We start from the raw sequence: 21,396 nt of genomic DNA, 5'->3' as shown, positions 1-21,396 counted from the left end.
TTTTTGATCGGCCGGAGGTACAGATGAATCTGGCAGATTTTGTCTCAGTGCTTTCTGCGGGTGAGAAAATAGATGGGTGCCAACTCACCACCTCAGATGCTGTGGCCCTCGCCAGTCTGCATTTTCCTTCCCATGCCTATTGTCTTGTTGCTGATTGGGCAATATTGGATCTCGACATTCCAACACGTCAGCGAAAAGCCATTACGGATAGACAGCTAATTCCTGCTCTCGTTTACGCTTTGACCGTTATCCAAGACAGTAAAGGCCGCTTCCCGCCTGGTGATTGGGTCCGAACAACGCTGGGTGTTTCCTTCACCCATGACTGCTTATTTCGAACAAAAAACACAGTTTATGTGCTGATGGGGACTGGTCGAAGGTTGCACACGGATTTAGACATCGCACTGAGCCTGTGCTGAAAAAAGACTATTTCCGCACAGGTGAGTGACCGGTCGCGCTCACATAATATTTCGGCCTGAATGAACGCTCTCGCTGTTGTGTCAATCTATGTTGTTACCAATCGAGCCCCGTATTTGAAGTGCGACCCGTCTGTGTCAGTCTATGTTGCTGTCGTGTGGATCCCGGATCATCCTACAGGCCCCGATTTACGAGAGGGGCTGTGTCAAACTATGTTGTTGGTAACCAAGGGGCTGTTTTCAACAGCCCCTTTTTTCGTTTTGGATTCGCTCAATTCAAGGATGCGTATTGATGCAAAACCCTTCTGCCACTGTCCAAGCACGTTTGCACAATCGTCGGTTCGTGGTCGCGAATAACGCCCAAGGGGTGTCCGGTACCGGCACCGTGTTTCATTACCAAGTCGAAGACGGGGTGATTTCGAGCACTTACCAGGGGGGCCGAATTCGCCTGGGAACGCAGGTCGGGCGGGTGGCCGGCCCAGATACCATCGAGCTGCTTTATCAGTGCATAACCCTGGATGGGGAACTGCTCGCGGGCTGGTCACGTGGCACGGTAGGTGTGGATCACGCCGGGCTCACAACGCTGAGTTTCGTTTGGGGCTGGCTGTCAGGTGCGACAGGCGGCGGGGAGTCCAGCTATGTCGAGATCACTGCTTAAAGAGCCCGCAGCCGCATTTACTGTAGGAGCGAGCTTGCTCGCGAAAAACGTCAACGATAACGCGTGCTTTCTGAATAAACGCGGTGCCTGTGAGTTTTTCGCGAGCAAGCTCGCTCCTACATGGGGCATTGGGTTTGAGAAAGGTGTGGGTCAGGTCCACCAGTAGCGTACAAGGTGGAAGAAGATCGGCGCCGCAAAGCACACCGAATCCAGCCTATCCAGCATCCCGCCGTGCCCTTCGATCATATGCCCCCAATCCTTCACGCCGCGGTCGCGCTTGATCGCTGACATCACGATCCCGCCGGCAAACCCCAGCAAGTTGATCAGCAGCGCGATCAAGAATGACTGCCAGGGATTGAACGGTGTGGTCCACCACAGCGCTGCGCCGATCAGCGACGACAACAGGATCCCGCCGACAAAACCTTCCACGGTTTTCGACGGCGACAGGTTGGGCGCGATCTTGTGTTTGCCGAACAGCTTGCCGCATACGTACTGCAGCACGTCCGACAGTTGCACCACGATCACCAGATAGGCGATCAGCAGCAGGTTACGGCCTTCGTAGCCCGGTATGTCCAAGGTCAGCAGCGCCGGGACGAAGGACACGCAGAACACGGCGATCATCAATCCCCACTGCACTTTCGACGCACGCTCCAGGAAGTGCGTACTGTCGCCGCCCAGAGAGGCGAGGATCGGTAGCAGCAGGAACACGTACACCGGAATGAAGATCGAGAACAGCCCATACCAGTCGGCGTAGATCAGCAGGTATTGCAGCGGCAGGGCCAGGTAAAACGCGGCCACCAGGGCCGGATAGTCGCTGCGTCGAGTGGGCGTGAGGGTAAGAAACTCGCGCAGGGCGTAGAACGACACCGCGTAGAACAACAGGATCACCGCGCCGGTGCCGAGCCAGAAGGCGATGCCGATCACCACCACCATCACCCACCAGGCGTTGATGCGGGCGTTGAGGTTGTCGATCACAGCATTCGGGTTGCCGCGGGTGCGCAGCTTGAGGATCAGGCCGATCAGCGAGGCGATCACCAGGATCGCGCCGATGCCGCCAAATAACATCAGGGTTTGGCTATCCATCTCAGGAATGCTCCGGGGCAAGGGCGAGCAGGGCGTCGCGGCTGCGGGCAAGGAAGGCGGCTTTGTCTTCGCCTTCTTCCAGTTGCAGGGGCGCACCGAAGCTGGTGGTGCATAACAAGGGAAGTGGCAATACGCGACCCTTGGGCATGACCCGGTTCAGGTTGGCTATCCACACGGGGACCAGCTCGGCCTGTGGGTAACTCTTTGCCAAGTGATACAAGCCGCTTTTGAACGGCAGCAAGCCATCCTCCAGATTGCGCGTGCCTTCGGGGAAAATGATCAGCGAGTCGCCGCCCTCCAGCGCCGCAAGCATGGGCTGCAAAGGGTTATCCACAGGGTCCTTGCGCTCACGGTCGATCAGCACGCCATTAAACACTCGATTGATGATGTAGCGGCGCAGCGCACTCTTGTTCCAGTAATCACTGCCGGCCACCGGGCGTGTGAATTTGCGCAGGTTCTGCGGCAGCGATGCCCATACCAGCACGAAGTCACCGTGGCTGCTGTGGTTGGCGAAGTAGATGCGCTGCACCGGTACCGGCGCGCACCCCAGCCACAGGCTGCGGGCGCCGGTGACGGTGCGGGCCATGGAGGTAATCAGCGTGGCGACCACGGGTTCGAACATGGGAATTCCTTATCCGGAGAAAGGTAGCCAAGGGCTGGCGAGGATGACGCCCAGGGTCAGCAGCGCTTGCGCGCCCAGCAGCCAGGCTTGTTTACGCAACAGTTTGAGGGCGCCACGGCGGCGTTCAGTCCAGGGGCGACCGGCTCGTTTGGGCGATTGCAGGCCAAGCGTCTGCAGGGCCTGGTCCAGGTCTGGCGTGCGGGTAACGTCGCGAGCCAGCAGGGCGAACAAGTCGGCGTCGAAGGCCACCCGCAGCGCCCAATACTTTTGCAACAGCCCCAGCACAATCATCCACAGGGCCAACAGCAAGCAAATGGTGGAAATACTGGCCAGCAACAATTGGGCGAGGCCGAACAGCACACCGAGCAGCGTCAGCCCTGTGGATAACTGATCCAGTGATCGGCCACGGCGCAACAGGCTGGCGACGACCTGAAGTTCCATATCAGCAGGCATTTGGCAAACCCTCCAACGCTTGACGGTGTGCGGGGTGCAGGACCACATCGGCCCGCGCTGTACGAATAATAGCCAGTGCTTGCTCAACCGTGGCGGCGCGCCCCGTGTTCAACAGCCAGGCGGCGACGGCGGTGGCGCTGCGTGAGTAACCGAGGGCACAGCACACCAACAGCGGGCCGCTCGCTTGCAGGCGTTCAATGGCGTGGGCGGCTTTCAGGCATTCATCGGGGGTTGGGGCGATCAGGTCCAGCACGGGCACGCAGACGTAAGCACGGCCTTGTGGATCCATCGGCAGTTCGGCGCATAAGTCGACGATGCTCGCGAATGAGCGCTGTTCACCGGTTGTAGGAATGCGCCCAAGCCAGACGTTATCCACAATCAGGTCCGGCTGTGGATGTTTGCGTGTCCACGCCCGCGAATTGATCCACGCGCCCGCCAGATAAGGCGCATACAACCAGCGTGCGGCAGGCGTCAGGCGACCATCGTCGCGTTTCTGAAAGCCCGGCGCACCGAGTGCAAGGTAATTGGCCGTAATCAATCCCAAGGAAACCGCTGGCCATAGCAGCCATAGCCACCCGCCACCGAGTACCCAGGCCAGCGCCGTCAGGACCAAGGCACCTAACCCATAGCGCATCCCCAGCCGCCAGCGCTGGGAATCGCGCGTCAACCGCGCGTTCAGTAATGGGCTGGGATGCGCTACAGGCCATAACCACACGCACAGCCATCCCGCGAGGGCGCCTGTGGGTAAGTCGATAAAGTGATGTTGATAAGTAGTCAGCACCGAAACGCCGATCAGCGCGAACCAGCCATGCACCACCCAGCGCCAGAATCCTTGAGTGTGCCGCTGGTACATCACCCACAAGATCACCAGCAGGGCGATATGCAGCGAAGGCGCCTGGTTGAAGGGCTTGTCAAAACCGGCCAGCACTGCAAACAACCAGCCGAACATACCGTCCAGTTCCGGCCGCTCAAACGTGAAGCGCAGTGGCCAGATCAGGAAGCAACTCACGGCAATCACCTGCGCACTCAGCAGGCGCAGCGCATGCTGCTTGAGCTCATGGCGCGTGTTGGGTAGCAGCAGGGAGAAGCCGTAAAGCAGGTCGATGGACCAGTAGGGCACGATGGTCCAGGCCCAGAACGGCATGTGGCTTTCCCAGCCGAACACCAGCGTGCCGACGTCACTGCGCTGGCTGGTGACCCAGGTGGCAAAGCCATAGGTGCTGAAAAACAGCGGTGCCAACAGCAGCAGCCAGAGCACCGCTGGTTTCAATAAACCGGGTTCGCGCATGTTCAGATCTTCTGTGCCAGGGACACGGTGAAAATGCCCCACTCATCCACGCGCTGGGTGATCTTGCGAAAGCCCGCCGCTTCGACGAGTTGGTCCATTTCCGCCTGGCTGCGCCGGCGCATCACCCAGGCCTGGCCCTGGCGGTGGCTGGTGAGCGCGCGGGCAATCAGCTCCAACTGCGGGTGCCACGGTTGGCCGGTGTAGACCAGGTAACCACCTGGCTCCACAGCTTCGGCCAGGCCCGCCAGCGAGCCGCCGACCATGGCGTTGTCGGCAAACAATTCGTACAGGCCAGACACCACGGCCAGTGTCGGCTTGGGGTTCAGGGCAGCCAGGTCAGCGCGGTCGAACGCATCGCCTTTGACGAACTGGGCGATGTCCCCCAGGCCCTTCTCGCGAATCAGCGCGCCACCGTCGCGCACGTTGATGTCGCTGTAGTCGCGCAGCAGGATCGACTCCGGCAGCGGCGATACGCCTTGCAAGGCTTCCAGGATGTAGCGGCCGTGACCGGCGGCGATGTCGACAATGCGTACTTCGCGTTGGTCGTCACGCAGCTTGGCCATCGCCAGGCGCAGCAATTCCTCGACGTTCAACTTGCGCTGGCGAATACCGCGCCAGCCAATGGAATTGAGGTAATTGGTATCGATCATCCGCCCCAGCCCGCCCTTACCGGTAGGCTTATTGCGATACACGTAGTCGAGCGTGCTGCCGGAGTCGAAACCGGTATCGAAGCCCAGCTTCACCCCGTCCGACAGGTTTTTACCCAAGCCCATGCTGGCGCGGGTCATGCGCCAGTACAGGTCGCGCAGGGAATTGCGCGGCAGCGGTGCGGCCAGGGATTCGGATTCGGCGCAGGTAGCGCCCAGTTTGTCGGCGTCCAGCAGGCTGGCGCGGTCCAGCGGGTGAGTGAAGTTCTGCAGGATAAAGCGTTTGGCGCTGTTCACGGCCACAGTACGATCACGTTCGCCGAGGGTGTCGTGGAAAAAGCCGGGAAGGATATGCAGCTCTTTTTTCAGGCTGCCGAGGCGGTCGAAAAACTGCTGCTGGGGTTTACGGTGCACCACAAAGTCGGAGCCCGAAATAAGCAGTTGGGTCGGCACCTGGATCGCCTGGGCGTCGGCGACAACCCGGTCGGCCGCTTCGTACAGGCCCAACAGCACATTCACTGAAATGGCCTTGGTGATCAGCGGATCGTTGTCGTAGGACGCCACACGTTCCGGGTCATGGCTGAGGAACTTGGCCTTGACGTAGCTGTTGACGAAAAAGTTGCCCTTGAACTTGCGCATCAAGGCCAGGCCGGGGCGGGCGAAGGGCACGTACAGCTTGACCTTGAAGGCGGGCGAGGCGAGCACCAGAGCGCGGATTTTTGGCGCGTAATCATGAACCCAGGTGGCCGCGATCACCGCGCCGACGCTTTGGGCGATGACGGCGATGTCTTCCTCTTCGATGCCGTAGGTGGCATTGATGTGGTCACAGAACGTCTGCACGTCGCGGGCGCTGGTGGCAAAGCTGGGGCTGTCGCCGCGCTCGCCAGGGGATTGGCCGTGGCCACGGGCGTCCCAGGCGAAGAAGTCGAATTCAGGCAGGCCCAGTTCATCCACCAGGTGGGCAATACGCCCCGAGTGCTCATGGCCGCGATGGAACAACAGGATCGCCTTGCGCGGCCCGGCGCCTGCCGTGGCCGGCCAGTGCCGGTAGAAAAGCTCGACGCCATCATGGGTACTGAAGGTGTGCTGTTGCTGTTCGCGCATCGCAAAATCCTTATGCAGAAGGGGAAGTTTGTTGTTCTTTGAGGCCCTGACGCACTCGGTTGACCAAGGTATAGGCGAGCAGGGCGGCCACCAGCCACATCACTGCCTCAACCCAACCGGCGCCGAGCCAGCCCAGCGCCACGCCAGTGGCCAGCACCCCGAGTACGAACGCCCGATCACTCTTGCCCATGGGCCCGTCATAACGGCGCGACGCGCCCACCATCGGCCCCAGCACCCCGGCGTACTCGCTGAATACCGCCAGCAGCGTCACCAGCAACACCGGCGCCAGGCTCACCTCGGGGATCAATGCAAAGGGCAGGATCAGCGCGCTGTCGGCGATCACGTCGCACAGTTCATTGAGATAAGCACCGAGGCGCGACTGCTGGCCGAATTCCCGGGCGAGCATGCCGTCGATGGCATTGAGGGCCATGCGCACAATCATCCACAGCGGGATCAGCGCAAACAGCCAGAGGTGTTGGGCAAAGCCCGCGATCAACAGCCCCACCAGCACGGAAACAACCCCGGCCAGCACGGTGATCTGGTTGGCGGTGGTGCCGTTGTCATAGAGGCGCTGCACGAGAGGGCGCAGCAGGTTTTGAAAACGCGGTTTGAGTTGGTAGATGGAAATCATGGGGGGTGGCGCTTCCTTGTCCGTGAACCCGCGAAAAACTGTTCTGAAGTGTGCCGACTAATCGCAGCCGACACCAGTGATGGCTCGTGTTTATAGGGGGTTAGTCACATTCTCAGCACAACGAGGGGCCAATGTAGGAGCGAGCTTGCTCGCGAAAAACTCACAGGCGCCGCGTTTATTCAGGAAGCCCGCGTTATCGTTGACGTTTTTCGCGAGCAAGCTCGCTCCTACCGGGGTTTCGAACAAAAATTTCACGCTTCGTGTTATATCGTAACGAATTGTGTACAAGTGGGCGTTGAGCAGATGCAAGTGGATCTAGAGGCTGACGGGGCTTCGGTTGAAGGCCTCGCGCGTTTTCAGCAGGGGCTGTTCCACGCCCGTCGATTGCGCCAGGCCGGTATCGGCCTGACAACCCTGGCCCTCAGCGGTTGGATATTGGCGCTGTTCGTAGCGTTGTTTGCACCCCTGTCGATCTGGCCGGTGGTATTGATCAACTGCGCCTCGGCCTTGCTGCTGCTGGTGGCCGGGTTGCAGTCGGCCTGGTGGGTAGCCGACTGGCGCGCCCAGGCGCTGGAGGCGCCAAGCGGCGAGTTGATCGAACCTGACAGCGAGGCCATTTCTTGGCACAAGGGCCTGATCAACCGATTCGGCAATGGCCTGTTGGCGCAGATTGGCGCGCCGGTGCTGTGGTTGGGCGGCTGGTCGCTGTTGGCGCTGGTCAGCATCCTGCAGTTCTGGAACCTGGGCTTGCCCGCTGCCGCCATCGGGCAATCGGCAAGTATTGGCGCAGCGCTCGCATTGGCCCTGGCGTTTGGCCTGCTGGTATTCGAACGCCGCCTGGCCCAGGAAACTGCCGCCCAATGGCCGGAAGCCTCACAGTTGGCGCAGTTGAGCCGGATGGCAATTATCTGCCTGGTGCTCAGCGCGATCTGCCTGCTGTTTGCCAGTGCAGAGTCGGTCTGGCCGTTGCGCCTGGCCACTCTCATGGGGCTGTTGCCGGCGTTGGTGGCGTTGGAGTTCCTGCTCAGGGGCGTGCTCTCGCTGTTCAGCCCGCGCCAGCCGCGCCTCGAACCGCGCCTGATGGCGCAGAGTTTTATCGCCGGCCTGCTGCGTTGGCCGCCGCAGCCCTTGCTGGCGTTGCAGCATGAACTGCACAACCGTTTTGGCATCGACCTGCGTCAGATCTGGGCCTTTACCTACATGCGCCGGGCGTTTTTCCCGGTGCTGCTGGTGGTGCTGGCGGTAGGTTGGGCGCTGACCGGTGTGCATGAAGTGCCCCTGCAAGGCCGTGGGATTTATGAGCGCTTTGGTAAACCGGTCGAGGTGTTCGGCCCCGGCCTGCATGCGGGTTTGCCCTGGCCGTTGGGCCGCGTACTGAATGTTGAAAACGGCGTGGTGCATGAGCTGGCGACCAGCGTCAGTGACGCCGCCACACCGCAGTTGGCTGCCGCGGAAGGCCCGGCGCCGTTGATCGCCAACCGCCTGTGGGACGCCAGCCATGTGAATGACAAATCCCAGGTCATTGCCAGCAGCAGCGGCGACAAGCAGGGCTTCCAGATCGTCAATATGGACGTGCGCTTTGTCTACCGCATCGGCCTCACCGATCAGGCTGCGCTTGCTGCCACCTACAACAGCGCGGATATCCCGACCCTGATCCGCAGCACCGCCAGCCGCATCCTGGTGCACGATTTTGCCTCGCGCACCCTGGATGAATTGCTCGGGGAAGAGCGCACCAGCCTCGCCGACGAGATTGGCCGCAGCGTGCAAGCCGACCTGCAAACCCTCGACAGCGGTGTGGAAATCCTTGCCACGGTGGTCGAGGCGATCCATCCGCCGGCCGGTGCCGCTAACGCTTACCACGGTGTGCAAGCCGCGCAGATCGGCGCCCAGGCGCTGATCGCCCGTGAACGCGGTGCCGCCAGCGAACAGACCAACCAGGCGCTGCTTCAAGCCAGCACTGCCCGCGATCAGGCCCAGGCCAGCGCCCGCGAAGTGAACGCTGGCGCCCAAGCAGCAAACCTGCGCTTTGCCGCCGAACAAAAGGCCTACGCCGCTGCGGGCCAAGCCTTCGTGCTGGAACAGTACCTGGGCCAACTGAGCCAGGGCCTGGCCCAGGCCAAGCTGCTTATTCTGGATCATCGTTTGGGCGGCGACAGCGCGCCGACGATCGATCTGCGTTCTTTCACCTTGCCCGCCGACCCGTCGGCGCCGCGCAAAGCCGTTCAATAAGGAGTCTGTCTGTTGAGCGCTCATTCCCACGATCATGATCACGGTCATCACCACCATCACGGCCACCATCACCACCATCACGGCGATGAGCAGGCGGCCGGGCCTTTTCCCTGGCGCCGCATGGCGTGGGCGGTGTTGCTGGTGCTGTTTGCCGTGGCAGCGGCGAGCCTGGTGCAAGTGCGTTCCGGCGAGGCCACGGTGATTACCCGCTTCGGCAACCCTGCGCGTGTGTTGCTGGAACCGGGCCTGGGTTGGCGCTGGCCGGCACCGTTCGAAGCGGCGATCCCGGTGGACCTGCGCCTGCGCACCACGTCCAGCGGTTTACAGGATGTGGGCACCCGCGATGGCCTGCGGATTATCGTGCAGGCCTACGTGGCGTGGCAGGTGCAGGGCGATGCCGACAACGTGCAGCGCTTTATGCGCGCGGTGCAGAACCAGCCCGATGAGGCGGCGCGGCAGATTCGTACCTTCGTCGGCTCGGCGTTGGAAACCACAGCAGCCAGCTTTGACCTGTCCAGCTTGATCAATACCGACGCCAACCAAGTGCGCATCGCCGATTTTGAAGCGCAGTTGCGCCAGCAGATTGATCAACAATTGCTCACCACTTATGGCGTGCGCGTGGCGCAGGTCGGCATCGAGCGCTTGACGTTGCCGTCGGTGACCCTCACCGCCACGGTTGACCGCATGCGCGCCGAGCGTGAAACCATCGCCACCGAACGCACTGCCGTGGGCAAGCGCGAAGCGGCGCAGATCCGCTCCGCTGCCGAGCGAGATGCGCGCATCATGCAGGCCGATGCCACCGTGAAAGCTGCCGATATCGAAGCGCAGTCGCGGGTTGAAGCTGCGCAGATTTATGGCCGCGCCTACGCTGGCAATCCGCAGCTGTACAACCTGCTGCGCTCGCTGGATACCTTGGGCACGGTGGTCACGCCGGGGACCAAGATCATCCTGCGCACCGACGCCGCGCCGTTTCGCGCCCTGGTGGATGGGCCGAAGGACCTGCAGCCATGAGCGAGCCTGAAAGCCCGGACAGCCCGTGGATCCAGGCCGGGCGCCTGACGTTCCTGGCACTCTACGCGGTCACCGTATTAGCGGCGTTGGCCTGGGCCTTTTCCAATGTGCGCCAGATCGACCCGCAGAATCGCGCCGTGGTCCTGCATTTCGGCGCCCTTGATCGCATTCAGAATGCCGGGCTGTTGCTGGCCTGGCCGCAACCCTTTGAGCAAGTCGTCCTGCTGCCAGCGGCCGACCGGGTGATCGAACGCCGGGTGGAAAGCCTGCTGCGTTCCGATGCGGCGTTGCAGGCCGATCGTGTGGCCAGTTTCGCCACGCCGTTGAGCGATGCCCTGGCCGGTTCCGGCTACCTGCTGACCGGTGATGCCGGGGTGGTTCAACTGGACGTGCGGGTGTTCTACAAGGTGACCGAGCCCTACGCCTTTGTGTTGCAGGGCGACCACGTACTGCCGGCCCTGGATCGTCTGGTGACGCGTAGCGCCGTGGCCCTCACCGCTGCGCGGGATCTGGACACCATCCTGGTAGCGCGTCCGGAACTGATCGGCAGCGACAATGGCGCCGCCGAACGCCGTGAGCGGCTGCGCGGCGACCTGGTGCAAGGCATCAACAAACGCCTGGCGGAGTTGGCGGCCAGCGGCTTGGGGCTGGGTATCGAAGCCACCCGCGTCGATGTGCAATCGAGCCTGCCTGGGCCTGCGGTGAATGCCTTCAACGCCGTACTGACCGCCAGCCAGCAAGCCGATAAAGCCGTGGCCAACGCCCGCACTGAAGCGGAAAAACTCACCCAGACCGCCAACCAGGAGGCTGACCGCCAAGTGCAAGTCGCCCATGCCCAGGCCAGCGAGCGCTTGGCCAATGCCCAGGCGCAAACCGCTACCGTTGCCAGCCTGGCCCAGGTCAAAGACCCCGGTTTGCTGTTGCGCCTGTACCGCGAACGCCTGCCGAAGATTCTCGGCCAGGCAGGTTCGGTAACCACCGTCGATCCCAAAGACGACTCCCGCTTGATCATCCAGGGAGCCGAACAATGAGCGCACCCATGCTGACCTCCGCCGAACAGCGCAGCGCTGCCCGGCAATTGACCTTGGCGATGCTCGCCCTGGGCTTGCTCGTGCTGGGCCTGGTGTGGCGCTGGCTCGCGCCGGACCAGAGCGGCGTCAGCCAGTTGTTGCTGGGCGTGGCTTCGCTGTTGGTGGCGGTGCCGGTGATGCGTTCAGCCTGGTACAGCCTGCGCTTTCCGAGCCTGCACGGCATCACCGACCAACTGATCGCCCTGGCCATGCTCGGCGCCTGGGCCACGGGCGATCTGCTCACCGCCGCGTTGCTACCGATCATCATGATCTTTGGCCATGTGCTGGAAGAACGCAGCGTGATCGGCTCCCAGGAAGCGATCCATGCCCTGGGCAAACTCACCCGCAGCCACGCACGCCTGGTGCAGGCAGACGGGACCATCACCGAAGTGGATAACGGCACCTTGAACACCGGCGATATCGTCGAAGTGCGCGCCGGCGACCGCGTGCCGGCCGATGGCGTGGTGTTGTCCGGCCAGGCGAGCCTGGACACGGCGCCGATCACCGGCGAGTCGGTGCCGTTGGAAGCCAGCGTGGGCGTGCAGGTGTTTGGTGGGGCGATCAACCTCGATGGCCTGCTGCGCCTTGAGGTCACGCGTACCGGTAACGAATCGACGTTGGGCAAAGTCATTGCACTGATGCAGAACGCCGAGCGCTCCAAGCCGCCGATCACCCGGCTGCTGGAGCGCTATGCCGGCAGCTACATGGTGCTGGTGTTGCTGCTGGCGGCCGTCACCTGGTTTGTCACCAATGACGCCCAGGCGATGCTCGCGGTGCTGGTAGCGGCGTGCCCCTGTGCCTTGGTGCTGTCGGCACCGGCCACGGCGATTGCCGGGATCGCCGTGGCGGCGCGCCATGGCATCCTGATTCGCAGCTCGGCGTTCCTGGAAGAGCTGGCCGACCTGACATCACTGGTGGTCGACAAGACCGGCACGCTGACCTTTGGCACCCTGCGCTTGCAGTCCATCGAGACCACCGCCCCGGATCGCCAAAAGCTGCTGAACCTGGCGGCCAGCCTCGGTTCGGCAAGCAGTCACCCGGTCAGCCGAGCGTTGGCGGAGTTGGCGAGCCAGGAGCAGATGCTGGTGCTTAGCGACATCCGCGAGCGTCAGGGCCTGGGCGTGGTCGCCCAGACCGAGCAGGGCGAAGCGGCGCTGGGACGGCCGGAGTTGTTTGAACAGTTGGGCATCGTCACCACCGACGTGCCCACCCACGATGGCCCGATTGCCGGGTTAGCGTTGAACGGCAAGTTCCTCGCCTGGATGCTGTTGGCTGATAGCGTCAAGCCCGAGGCACGCCAGGCCCTGCAAGAATTGCGTGACTTGGGCCTGGGCCGCCAACTGCTGCTGACCGGCGACCGCCAAAGCGTGGCCGACAGCCTGGCGCTGGACGTGGGCATCAGTGATGTCGAGGCCCAAGCGCTGCCGGAAGACAAGCTCAACCGCGTGCTGGGGGAAATCAGCAGTGGCTTCAGGCCAATGGTGGTGGGCGATGGCATCAACGACTCTCTGGCGCTCAAGGCCGGCGTGGTCGGCGTGGCCATGGGCGCGGGCGGTGCAGACATCGCCCTGGCCTCGGCGGACGTGGTGTTGATCGGCAGCGACTTGCGCCGCCTGGGCACCTGTGTGCGCTTGAGTCGCCAGTGCCGGCAGACGTTGCAGGTCAACGTGATCATTGGCTTGGGCTGGACACTGGCCATTGTGGTGTTCGCCGCATTCGGCTGGTTGGGGGCGGCGGGCGCGATGATCGCGGCGGTGCTGCATAACCTCAGTACCTTGCTGGTGTTGGGTAATGCCGGGCGTTTGCTGCGCTTCCAGGAGCCGCTGTTGAAGCTCGATGAATAATTTCAAAAATATTTGCTTACGGCTGTAACGCCGATAGGGGACCTCACTCTAGTGCTGTGTCGAGACTGAACAATCCGTTCAGACCGGCTCCACTACTGATCATGAGGAATACAACAATGAGCATTAAATCCGCTGCTGCTGGTGCCGCCCTCGCAATGGCCGCTGCTTCTCTGTTCGCGGGTGTGGCCACCCAGGTACAAGCCGCAGACGCCACCGTGCACTGCTACGGTGTGACCTCCTGCAAAGGCATGAACGACTGCAAAACCAAGGACCACGCGTGCAAGGGCCAGGGCGAGTGCAAAGGGATGGGCTTCAAGGCCATGACCAAGTCGGCCTGCGACGCCGCTGGCGGTAAAGTCGGCGAGTAACCGGCACACGAGTGCAACCGCGGCGGCTGCCTGCCACCGCTGCGGACACTTTGCCCAGGAGTGAGTCATGTCCGCGTCCCTTCCAAGTCTGGGTTACGGCCTGGGTTTGCGCAGTGAGTACTACCACCAGATCCTTGAACAGTCGCCGGCCGTGGATTGGTTCGAAGTGATCTCCGAAAATTACTTGGTACAGGGCGGCAAGGCCTTGTACTACCTGGATGCGATAGCCGAGCGTTACCCCTTGGTGATGCACGGTGTGTCGTTGTCCATCGGCGGGCCGCATGCCCTCGATACCGATTACCTGAACCACATCAAACAGCTCGCAGAGCGCATTCAGCCGGCGTGGATTTCCGATCACCTGTGCTGGAGCCGCGGTAGTGCGCATCAGCTACACGATTTGCTGCCCCTGCCTTACACCGAAGAAAGCCTCTACCACGTGGCCGGCCGCGTGCGTCAGGTGCAGGACGTGCTGCAGCGCCCGCTGGTGCTGGAAAACGTCTCCAGCTATGTGCGTTCCAAGGCGGATGAATTCACCGAGTGGGAGTTCCTCAACGCCTTGGCGCACCTGAGCGGCTGCCAGTTGCTGCTGGACGTCAACAACGTCTACGTCAGCGCACGTAACCATGGTTTTGATGCCTGGACCTTCATTCGCAACCTGCCACCCGAAAGCATTCGCCAGCTGCATTTGGCGGGGCATATGGACTATGGCGACTATGTGGTCGATACCCATGACCATCCCGTGTGCGACCCGGTGTGGGCGCTGTATCAGCAAACTCTGGAGCATTTGGGCCCGGTGTCGACGTTGCTGGAACGCGATGACCATTTTCCGCCCTTCGAAGAGTTGCTCACCGAGTTGAACAAAGCCCGTGAATTGGGTGCCAGCGCCTTGGCCCGGAGAGCGTTATGCGCCTGATCGACTGGCAGTTGGCGTTTGAACAGCATCTATTATCCGAAGCCCCCGCGGCCAACAGTGGCTTTGCCGCCACCTTGCTGGGAGGGCCGACGTTGGATGTGGACACTGGCCTTGCGATTTACCACAACGCTTACCTGTCACGCCTGCAGGAGGTGCTCCGCCATGACTTCGGTGCCATCTGGTATTGGCTGGGAGATGAGGCGTTTTGCTCACTGACCGAGGCCTACATCCGCCGTTATCCCTCGGCCCATTACAGCGTGCGCTGGTTGGGCGAGCGCTTTGCGATGTTTATCGTGGAGCATCTGATGGCTGCGCAAAGTGCGCCTTTGGCTGAGTTGGCACGCCTGGAGTGGGCGTTCACCTTGGCGTTTGACGCACCCGAAGGGGAGCCGCTGACCTTGAATGACATGGCGCACCTGGCGCCTGAAGATTGGCCCACCTTGCAGGTTGCGCTGGCGCCTTCGGTACAGCAGCTGCTTTGCCGTTTCAACACAGTGGCAATCTGGCGAGCCAGTAAGGATGAATCAGACTTCCCTGGCAGCCAGGCGCTGGACCCGGCGCAAATCTGCCTGGTGTGGCGCAACCAGAACCGCTGCCACTACCGCAGCCTGGAAGCCGCTGAAGCCTGTGCGCTGTCGGGCATGGTGACCCTCGGGTGGAATTTTTCAGAACTGTGTACTGAGCTGGCGGTCACTTATTCAGAGGGGGCGTCGCTGCAAGCGGCCACTTGGCTGAAACAGTGGGTCCAGGAGGGTTTGCTCGAGCGCCGAGCGCCATAGAAGGGGGGGCTATTGATTCGATAGCTTCCTACTTTGTTTGGCATGGTCTACCCTCACAGCAGACGTCTGAAACAAGGGGGGATTACTCATGCTCGCGCAACTTCCACCGGCCTTACAGAATCTTCAGCTACCGCTGCGTCTTCGACTCTGGGACGGCCATGAATTCAACTTGGGCCCTGAGCCCAGCGTCACCATCGTGGTCAAGGACCCCACGGTTGTATCCAGGCTGACCCATCCAACGCTCGACTCGCTGGGCGAAGCCTTCGTTGAGGGAAAACTGGAGCTGGAAGGCTCCATCACCGAAGTGATCAGGGTATGTGACGAGTTGAGTCACGCTTTGGTCGATGACGACGAGGAGAGTCGTCCGGTGCGCTCGATTCACGACAAGGCCACCGACGCCGCTTCCATTTCCTACCATTACGACCTGTCCAACGAGTTCTACCAGCTATGGCTGGACCAGGACATGGCGTATTCCTGCGGTTATTTCGAAACCGGCAGCGAGTCGATCGACCAGGCCCAACAAGACAAATTCCGCCACCTGTGCCGCAAGTTGCGGCTGCAGCCGGGTGAGTATCTGCTGGATGTGGGCTGTGGCTGGGGCGGGCTGGCGCGCTATGCCGCGCGGGAGTTCGGGGTCAAGGTGTTCGGCATCACCTTGAGCAAAGAACAACTGGCGCTGGCCAAGGAGCGGGTGAACGCCGAAGGGCTGGAAGACCAGGTCGACCTGCAATTACTCGACTACCGCGACCTGCCCCAGGACGGCCGTTTCGACAAAGTGGTGAGCGTGGGCATGTTCGAACACGTCGGCCACGCCAACCTGGCGCAATACTGCCAGACCTTGTTCGGCGCGGTGCGTGAAGGTGGCCTGGTGATGAACCATGGCATTACCGCCAAGCACACCGATGGCCGCCCTGTGGGCCGTGGCGCCGGTGAGTTTATCGAGCGCTACGTATTCCCCAACGGTGAACTGCCGCACCTGGCCATGATGACCGCCCAGATCAGTGAAGCAGGATTGGAAGTGGTCGATGTCGAAAGCCTGCGTATGCATTACGCCCGCACATTGGACCATTGGAGCGAACGTCTGGAAGACAACCTGGAAGCAGCGGCGAAGATGGTACCGGAACAGGCGCTACGCATCTGGCGGCTGTACCTGGCCGGTTGCGCTTACGCGTTTGCCCGAGGCTGGATCAACCTGCACCAGATACTGGCAGTCAAACCCCATGCCGATGGCGGGCATGAACTGCCGTGGACGCGGGAAGACCTCTACCGCTGAGCTCGTTCAAAACCGTAGGAGCGAGCTTGCTCGCGAAAAAAGTCAACGATAACGCGTGCTTGCTGAATGAACGCGGCGCCTGGGAGTTTTTCGCGAGCAAGCTCGCTCCTACATTATTGGTTTTGTGTTGGCGGTTAGAGGATGGGTGAGATCAGGCGCGCCACGCGCATGCCCAGTTGCTGCAGGCGACGGGTCTCGCGGCTTTCTTCCTGGCTGACTTCATGGGCCAGGGCAAAGTCGTCCAGCAGCATCTGTTCAACCTGGCTGGCGAAGGCTTCATCCACCGTCAGCAGCATCACTTCAAAATTCAGCCGGAACGAACGGTTGTCCATGTTGGCGCTGCCAATGGCGCTGATTTCGCTGTCCACCAACACCACCTTCTGATGCAAAAAGCCCGGGGTGTAGCGAAACACCCGCACGCCCGCTCGCACCGCTTCGTTGGCGTACAGGCTGGATGCGGCATACACGATGCGATGGTCGGGCCGTGACGGCAGCAGCAGGCGCACATCGACCCCGCGTAACACCGCCAGGCGCAGGGCGGCAAATACTGCCTCGTCGGGGATGAAGTACGGGCTGGTGATCCACACGCGCTCGGTCGCGGCATGGATGGCCTCGACGAAAAACAGCGAGCAGGTTTCATAAGGGTCCGCCGGGCCGCTGGCGAGTAACTGGCAGAGCACGCCGTCCTCGGGGTAGGCATCCGGCAGGATCAGCGGCGGCAGTTCCCGTGCCGCCCAGAACCAGTCCTCGGCAAACGACTCCTGCAGGCACGCCACCACTGGGCCGGTGACTTGCACATGGGTATCGCGCCATGGCGCCAGCGGCGGTTTTTTACCCAGGTATTCATCGCCTACGTTGTGCCCACCGACAAACCCGGTGATGCCGTCTACCACTACGATCTTGCGATGGTTACGGAAGTTGACCTGGAAACGATTGAGCCAGCCACTGCGGGTGGCGAACGCCTTGACCTGCACGCCAACGTCACGCAGAGCCTGCACGTAACGATGGGGCAGGGCGTGGCTGCCGATGCGGTCGTACAGCACGTAAATGGCCACGCCTTGGGCGGCTTTTTCCTTCAACAGGGCCTGCAACTGGCGGCCCAGCTCGTCATCGTGAATGATGAAAAACTGGAACAGCACGGCGGTCTTTGCGTGACGGATAGCCTCGAAGATCGCGCCGAAGGTGGCATCGCCATTGATCAACAGGCGCACTTCATTGTTGGCCAGGCACGGCATACGGCCCAGCTTGGGCATGGCGCGCAAGGAGGCATAGGCGCTGGAATTGCGCGCTGCGAGCGCTTCCTCCACCCACGGGCGCCAGTTCAACTCGGTGATGGCCGTGTGCATTTCCTGGTTAGCCTGGCGACGGGCCTGGATGTACGCGTCGAAGGTGCTGCGGCCAAAAATCAGGTAGGGGATCAACGTCAGGTAGGGCATGAACATCAGTGACAGCGCCCAGGCGATCGAGCCTTGTGCGGTGCGCACGGTCAGTACCGCGTGGATCGCGGCGAGCGTTCCCAGAAAGTGCAGCGTGGCAATGACGTAGGCGAGCAGGTGCGGGCCAAAGAAATCCATGAATGACGTAACTCCAGGCAGTCCAGTGCGTAACAGACCATGAACGGCTGTGAATGTCGCTATTTTATTTGCCATGCAACACTGGCTGCTTTGCGACGTCTAACGCCCACAATTACCCAGGAGTTACCCGATGAATGCTCGTCTGCTTGGTTTGGCCATGGTTGTTGGTTTGTCGCTGCCTGTGGCGGCGCAGGCGCAGATGCTGGCGCCGGGCTTGTGGGAATTGACCACCAGCAATATGAAAGTCGATAACCAGGACCTGCCGGACTTGTCGCTGATCCTCGGTCAACTCAAGCAACAGATGACCCCTGAACAGCGCGCCATGCTCGAAAAGCAAGGCATCAACATGGCCGGTAAGGGCGTGCAGGTGTGCCTGACCCCGGCTCAGGTGGCCTCCGATTCGATCCCGCTGACCGACCCCCAATCGGGCTGCAAACAGGAAGTCACCGACAAGAGCGGCAACCAGTGGAAATTCCGCTTCAGTTGCCCGAAAGCCCAGGGCACTGGTGTGGCAACGTTCCAGAGCCAGAAAGAATTCACCACCAGCGTCAACGGTACCTTCAATGCCACCGGTATCCAGCAGAAGGGTAGCCTGGACAGCCACGCCCAGTGGCTGGGTAACGATTGCGGTACCGTTAAACCCCGCGCTTAACGCCCAAACTGCAGGGGCAAGCCCTGGCAACTGTTGACCACCTGGCCGTTGTGCCAGGCCAGGTGGCCGCTGACCAACGTGGTACTCACGCTGTGGCGAAAGCTGCGCTCTGCAAAGGGTGTCCAGCCGCAGCGGGCGAGGATGGGTTGGCTGCTGACCGGCTTGCCGGCAGGCTCCGGTTTGATCAGTACCAGGTCGGCCCAATAGCCTTCACGCACGTAGCCGCGATCAGCAATGGCGAACAGGTCGGCCACGCGGTGGCTGGTCTTGGCGACCAATGTGGTGAGGGGCAAATGCCCGTCGGCCACCAACTCCAGTAACGCCGGCAGGGCATGCTGCACCAGGGGCAAGCCTGAGGGTGCTTGCCGATAGGCCAACTGTTTTTGCGCCCAGGTATGTGGCGCATGGTCGGTGCCAATCACATCCAGACGGTCACTCAACAATGCCAGGCGCAGCGCGTCGCGGTCGGCGCGGGTCTTGATCGCCGGGTTGCATTTGATCTGATGGCCAAGGCGGTGGTAATCGCGGTCATCGAACAGCAGGTGGTGCACGCAGACTTCGGCAGTGATGTGCTTGTCGGCCAGGGGCTTGTCTTCGAACAGCGCGAGTTCGCGCGCGCTGGTCAGGTGCAACACATGCAGGCGCGTGCCATGACGTTTGGCCAATTCCACGGCTAACGATGACGAGCGATAACAGGCCTCGGCATCGCGGATCAGCGGGTGGGCGACGGCGGGAATATGCTCGCCGAAGCGTTCGCGCAGGCGCTGCTCGTTGGCCAGGATGCTGGGCGTGTGTTCGCAGTGAGCGAGCAGGATGGTTGGCACCTCGGCAAACAGGCGCTCCAGAATGCGTGGATCGTCCACCAGCATATTGCCGGTGGAGGCACCCATGAACACCTTGACCCCAGCCACTTCACGGGGGGCAAGGACCGCGACGGTGTCGAGGTTGTCGTTGCTCACGCCAAAGTGAAAGCCGTAGTTGGCCACTGAGTGCAGTGCGGCACGGCGCTTTTTATCGGCCAGGGCTTCCAGGCTCAGAGTGGCCGGGTGAGTGTTGGGCATGTCCATGAAGCTGGTGATGCCACCGGCCACCGCCGCGCGGGATTCGCTGTAGAAGCTGCCTTTTTCCGGCGCGCCGGGTTCGCGAAAATGCACTTGGTCGTCGATCATCCCTGGCAGTAGCCACTGGCCGTTGGCATCGATTTCCACCGGTTCGTTATCGCCTTGAATGCTGGTGGCAATCTTCTCGATACGGCCATTGGCGATCAGTAAGTCGGCGTCGAATACCTGGCCTTCGTTGACCAGGCGGGCGTTGCGGATCAGCAGGCGGCTCATGGTTCAGAACTCGTTTTGCAGGGCTTTGTAGCCGCGTACCAGGTCGACGTTGGTGCGTGCCACGTCTTCGGAAAACTCCGAGGCGCTGACACTCACCGGCGGGAACTGCGACAAGTCGGTGTTGGGGCCGATACGCGTCGTAGAGGGCACGTAGAAAGCAGCGGGCAAATCGCGGCCGTCGACCACCGAGTTGTGGCGCACCACGCATCCATCGCCCACGGCGCAGTTGAACAGCACGCTGTTGAAGCCAATAAACACACGGTCGCCCACCGTGCAGGGGCCGTGGACGATGGAGCGGTGCGCGATGGAGGTGAATTCGCCGATGGTCACCGCTGCGCCGGATTTGGAGTGGATGACCACGCCATCCTGGATGTTGGAGTTGGCGCCGATGGTGATCGGGTCCATGGCGCCGCTGGCATCGACTTCGTCGGCGCGGATCACGGCGTAGGGGCCCACGAACACGTTCTCGCCGATGATGACTTTGCCGCAGATGATCGCGGTCTTGTCGACGTAGGCCGACTCTGCAATCACCGGCAGGTCGCCGGAAGGATTTTTGCGGATCATGGCTGGCTCAGTGCGGCGCACAGAGTGTTGAGGTTGTATTCGAACAGCCCGATAAAGGTGCTGGCCGGGCCTTCTGTGGCGAGAGCGTCGGAATACAGCGTGCCGCCGATCTGTGCGCCGCTTTCGTCAGCGATCTGCTTGAGCAGGCGCGAGTCCTTGATGTTTTCCATGAACACGGCTTTGACCTTGTCCTTGCGAATCTGGGTGATCAGCGCGGCAACTTCAGCGGCCGAAGGGTCACGTTCGGTGGACAAGCCCTGGGGCGCGAGGAACTGGATGCCATAGGCCTGGCCCAGGTAACCGAAAGCGTCATGGGAGGTGACGATGCGGCGGTTACCCGGTGGCAGTGCGCCGAACTTGGCCTTGGCCTCGTCCAGCAGGCTATGGATTTGCTTGAGGTAGGCCTGGCTGTTGCGCAGGTAGGCGGTCTTGTTGGCCGGGTCGGCGGCCACCAGGGCCTTGGTGATGTTGCTCACATAGATCTCGGCATTGGCCAGGTTGTGCCAGGCGTGCGGGTCGGGAATGGTTTCGCCATCCTCGTCCATGGTGTGGGAAATCACGCCTTTGCTGGCGGTGACCACCGTTGCTTTGGTTTCGGTGCTGGTGACCAGGCGGTCCAGCCACGGCTCGAAACCCAGGCCGTTCTTGATGATGACCTTGGCCTTGAGCAGTGCCTTGGCGTCATCCGGCGTGGGTTCATAGGTATGGGCATCGGCGTCCGGGCCGACCATGTTACTGATCTGGATATGCTCGCCACCGATCTGGTGGGTGATGTCATCGAGAATACTGAAGCTGGTGACCACTTGGAGTTTGTCTGCCGCGTGAGCCATCGACAGCGGCAGCAGCAGACTGAACAGCACGAGTAGAGCGCGCATGGGAAAACACC

Annotated in this window: 21 protein-coding genes; 11 read left to right on the top strand and 10 right to left on the bottom strand. The window is 61.6% G+C overall.

The window, feature by feature from the left end:
• Positions 1 to 23 precede the first annotated feature (23 nt).
• Both ACWHXD_RS31375 and ACWHXD_RS31370 read left to right on the top strand, forming a co-directional pair.
• Positions 24 to 416, top strand: coding sequence for a DUF6957 family protein (locus tag ACWHXD_RS31375; RefSeq protein WP_074059250.1), 393 nt, complete (start codon positions 24 to 26; stop codon positions 414 to 416).
• A gap of 289 nt (positions 417 to 705) precedes the next feature.
• Complete coding sequence (locus ACWHXD_RS31370) at positions 706 to 1,071, top strand: avidin-fold protein (protein WP_138762531.1); 366 nt, start codon at positions 706 to 708, stop codon at positions 1,069 to 1,071.
• A gap of 150 nt (positions 1,072 to 1,221) precedes the next feature.
• On the opposite strand, the gene ACWHXD_RS31365 is transcribed toward ACWHXD_RS31370, so the two are convergent.
• From ACWHXD_RS31365 to ACWHXD_RS31340, 6 genes are read right to left on the bottom strand one after another with little or no spacing between them, the layout of a single operon-like run.
• The gene (locus tag ACWHXD_RS31365) at positions 1,222 to 2,154 is read right to left on the bottom strand and encodes a phosphatidate cytidylyltransferase (RefSeq protein ID WP_057710628.1); all 933 of its coding nucleotides are present in this window, start codon (positions 2,152 to 2,154) and stop codon (positions 1,222 to 1,224) included.
• A gap of 1 nt (position 2,155) precedes the next feature.
• Positions 2,156 to 2,776 carry a lysophospholipid acyltransferase family protein gene (locus ACWHXD_RS31360; protein WP_003195812.1) on the bottom strand — a complete coding sequence of 207 codons (621 nt, stop codon included), beginning with the start codon at positions 2,774 to 2,776 and terminating at the stop codon, positions 2,156 to 2,158.
• Between the two features lie 9 nt (positions 2,777 to 2,785).
• Positions 2,786 to 3,229 (bottom strand): hypothetical protein, encoded by a 444-nt coding sequence (locus tag ACWHXD_RS31355; RefSeq protein ID WP_032894390.1) that lies wholly within the window; start codon positions 3,227 to 3,229, stop codon positions 2,786 to 2,788.
• Positions 3,219 to 4,517 (bottom strand): phosphatase PAP2/dual specificity phosphatase family protein, encoded by a 1,299-nt coding sequence (locus tag ACWHXD_RS31350; RefSeq protein ID WP_138762532.1) that lies wholly within the window; start codon positions 4,515 to 4,517, stop codon positions 3,219 to 3,221. The genes ACWHXD_RS31355 and ACWHXD_RS31350 overlap by 11 nt, the downstream gene beginning before the upstream one ends.
• Positions 4,518 to 4,519: 2 nt before the next feature.
• The gene (locus tag ACWHXD_RS31345; protein ID WP_138762533.1) at positions 4,520 to 6,268 is read right to left on the bottom strand and encodes a bifunctional alpha/beta hydrolase/class I SAM-dependent methyltransferase; all 1,749 of its coding nucleotides are present in this window, start codon (positions 6,266 to 6,268) and stop codon (positions 4,520 to 4,522) included.
• A gap of 10 nt (positions 6,269 to 6,278) precedes the next feature.
• A complete protein-coding gene (locus ACWHXD_RS31340) occupies positions 6,279 to 6,899 on the bottom strand; it encodes a CDP-alcohol phosphatidyltransferase family protein (RefSeq protein WP_138762534.1) in 621 nt (206 codons plus the stop codon).
• A gap of 303 nt (positions 6,900 to 7,202) precedes the next feature.
• Here ACWHXD_RS31340 and hflK (ACWHXD_RS31335) point away from each other — a divergent pair, with 303 nt between their 5' ends.
• The 8 genes from hflK (ACWHXD_RS31335) (at position 7,203) to cfaB (ending at position 16,386) form a co-directional block, all read left to right on the top strand.
• Positions 7,203 to 9,128 carry a protease modulator HflK gene (gene hflK, locus ACWHXD_RS31335; protein WP_138762536.1) on the top strand — a complete coding sequence of 642 codons (1,926 nt, stop codon included), beginning with the start codon at positions 7,203 to 7,205 and terminating at the stop codon, positions 9,126 to 9,128.
• A gap of 9 nt (positions 9,129 to 9,137) precedes the next feature.
• Complete coding sequence (gene hflC, locus ACWHXD_RS31330; protein WP_161794309.1) at positions 9,138 to 10,139, top strand: protease modulator HflC; 1,002 nt, start codon at positions 9,138 to 9,140, stop codon at positions 10,137 to 10,139.
• Positions 10,136 to 11,170, top strand: coding sequence for a protease modulator HflK (gene hflK, locus ACWHXD_RS31325; RefSeq protein ID WP_138762537.1), 1,035 nt, complete (start codon positions 10,136 to 10,138; stop codon positions 11,168 to 11,170). The genes hflC and hflK (ACWHXD_RS31325) overlap by 4 nt, the downstream gene beginning before the upstream one ends.
• Entirely contained in the window at positions 11,167 to 13,053 is a 1,887-nt protein-coding gene (locus tag ACWHXD_RS31320) for a cation-translocating P-type ATPase (protein WP_138762538.1), read from the top strand. The genes hflK (ACWHXD_RS31325) and ACWHXD_RS31320 overlap by 4 nt, the downstream gene beginning before the upstream one ends.
• A gap of 116 nt (positions 13,054 to 13,169) precedes the next feature.
• Positions 13,170 to 13,421, top strand: a complete 252-nt coding sequence (bufA2, locus tag ACWHXD_RS31315; protein WP_003195792.1) for a BufA2 family periplasmic bufferin-type metallophore — start codon at positions 13,170 to 13,172, stop codon at positions 13,419 to 13,421.
• 67 nt (positions 13,422 to 13,488) lie between these two features.
• The gene (gene bufB / locus ACWHXD_RS31310) at positions 13,489 to 14,334 is read left to right on the top strand and encodes an MNIO family bufferin maturase (RefSeq protein ID WP_034134115.1); all 846 of its coding nucleotides are present in this window, start codon (positions 13,489 to 13,491) and stop codon (positions 14,332 to 14,334) included.
• Positions 14,325 to 15,113, top strand: a complete 789-nt coding sequence (locus ACWHXD_RS31305; RefSeq protein WP_098949985.1) for an HvfC/BufC N-terminal domain-containing protein — start codon at positions 14,325 to 14,327, stop codon at positions 15,111 to 15,113. The genes bufB and ACWHXD_RS31305 overlap by 10 nt, the downstream gene beginning before the upstream one ends.
• A gap of 88 nt (positions 15,114 to 15,201) precedes the next feature.
• Positions 15,202 to 16,386 (top strand): C17 cyclopropane fatty acid synthase CfaB, encoded by a 1,185-nt coding sequence (cfaB, locus tag ACWHXD_RS31300; protein WP_138762539.1) that lies wholly within the window; start codon positions 15,202 to 15,204, stop codon positions 16,384 to 16,386.
• A gap of 134 nt (positions 16,387 to 16,520) precedes the next feature.
• On the opposite strand, the gene cls is transcribed toward cfaB, so the two are convergent.
• Positions 16,521 to 17,960, bottom strand: a complete 1,440-nt coding sequence (gene cls / locus ACWHXD_RS31295) for a cardiolipin synthase (protein WP_098949987.1) — start codon at positions 17,958 to 17,960, stop codon at positions 16,521 to 16,523.
• Positions 17,961 to 18,090: 130 nt separating this feature from the next.
• Between cls and ACWHXD_RS31290 the strand changes: the two genes are divergently transcribed.
• Positions 18,091 to 18,612, top strand: coding sequence for a DUF3617 domain-containing protein (locus ACWHXD_RS31290; RefSeq protein ID WP_003195781.1), 522 nt, complete (start codon positions 18,091 to 18,093; stop codon positions 18,610 to 18,612).
• Here ACWHXD_RS31290 and ACWHXD_RS31285 read toward each other — a convergent pair.
• From ACWHXD_RS31285 to ACWHXD_RS31275, 3 genes are read right to left on the bottom strand one after another with little or no spacing between them, the layout of a single operon-like run.
• Positions 18,609 to 19,946 carry a dihydroorotase gene (locus tag ACWHXD_RS31285; RefSeq protein WP_138762540.1) on the bottom strand — a complete coding sequence of 446 codons (1,338 nt, stop codon included), beginning with the start codon at positions 19,944 to 19,946 and terminating at the stop codon, positions 18,609 to 18,611. The genes ACWHXD_RS31290 and ACWHXD_RS31285 overlap by 4 nt on opposite strands.
• Before the next feature lie 3 nt (positions 19,947 to 19,949).
• Positions 19,950 to 20,510, bottom strand: a complete 561-nt coding sequence (locus tag ACWHXD_RS31280; RefSeq protein ID WP_005792581.1) for a gamma carbonic anhydrase family protein — start codon at positions 20,508 to 20,510, stop codon at positions 19,950 to 19,952.
• Positions 20,507 to 21,385, bottom strand: a complete 879-nt coding sequence (locus ACWHXD_RS31275; protein WP_098949990.1) for a metal ABC transporter substrate-binding protein — start codon at positions 21,383 to 21,385, stop codon at positions 20,507 to 20,509. The genes ACWHXD_RS31280 and ACWHXD_RS31275 overlap by 4 nt, the downstream gene beginning before the upstream one ends.
• Positions 21,386 to 21,396 lie beyond the last annotated feature (11 nt).

The organism is Pseudomonas fjordensis, assembly GCF_976987115.1.
The sequence above is the reverse complement of the archived record's forward strand: the minus strand, read 5'-3'. Positions and strand labels throughout refer to the sequence as shown.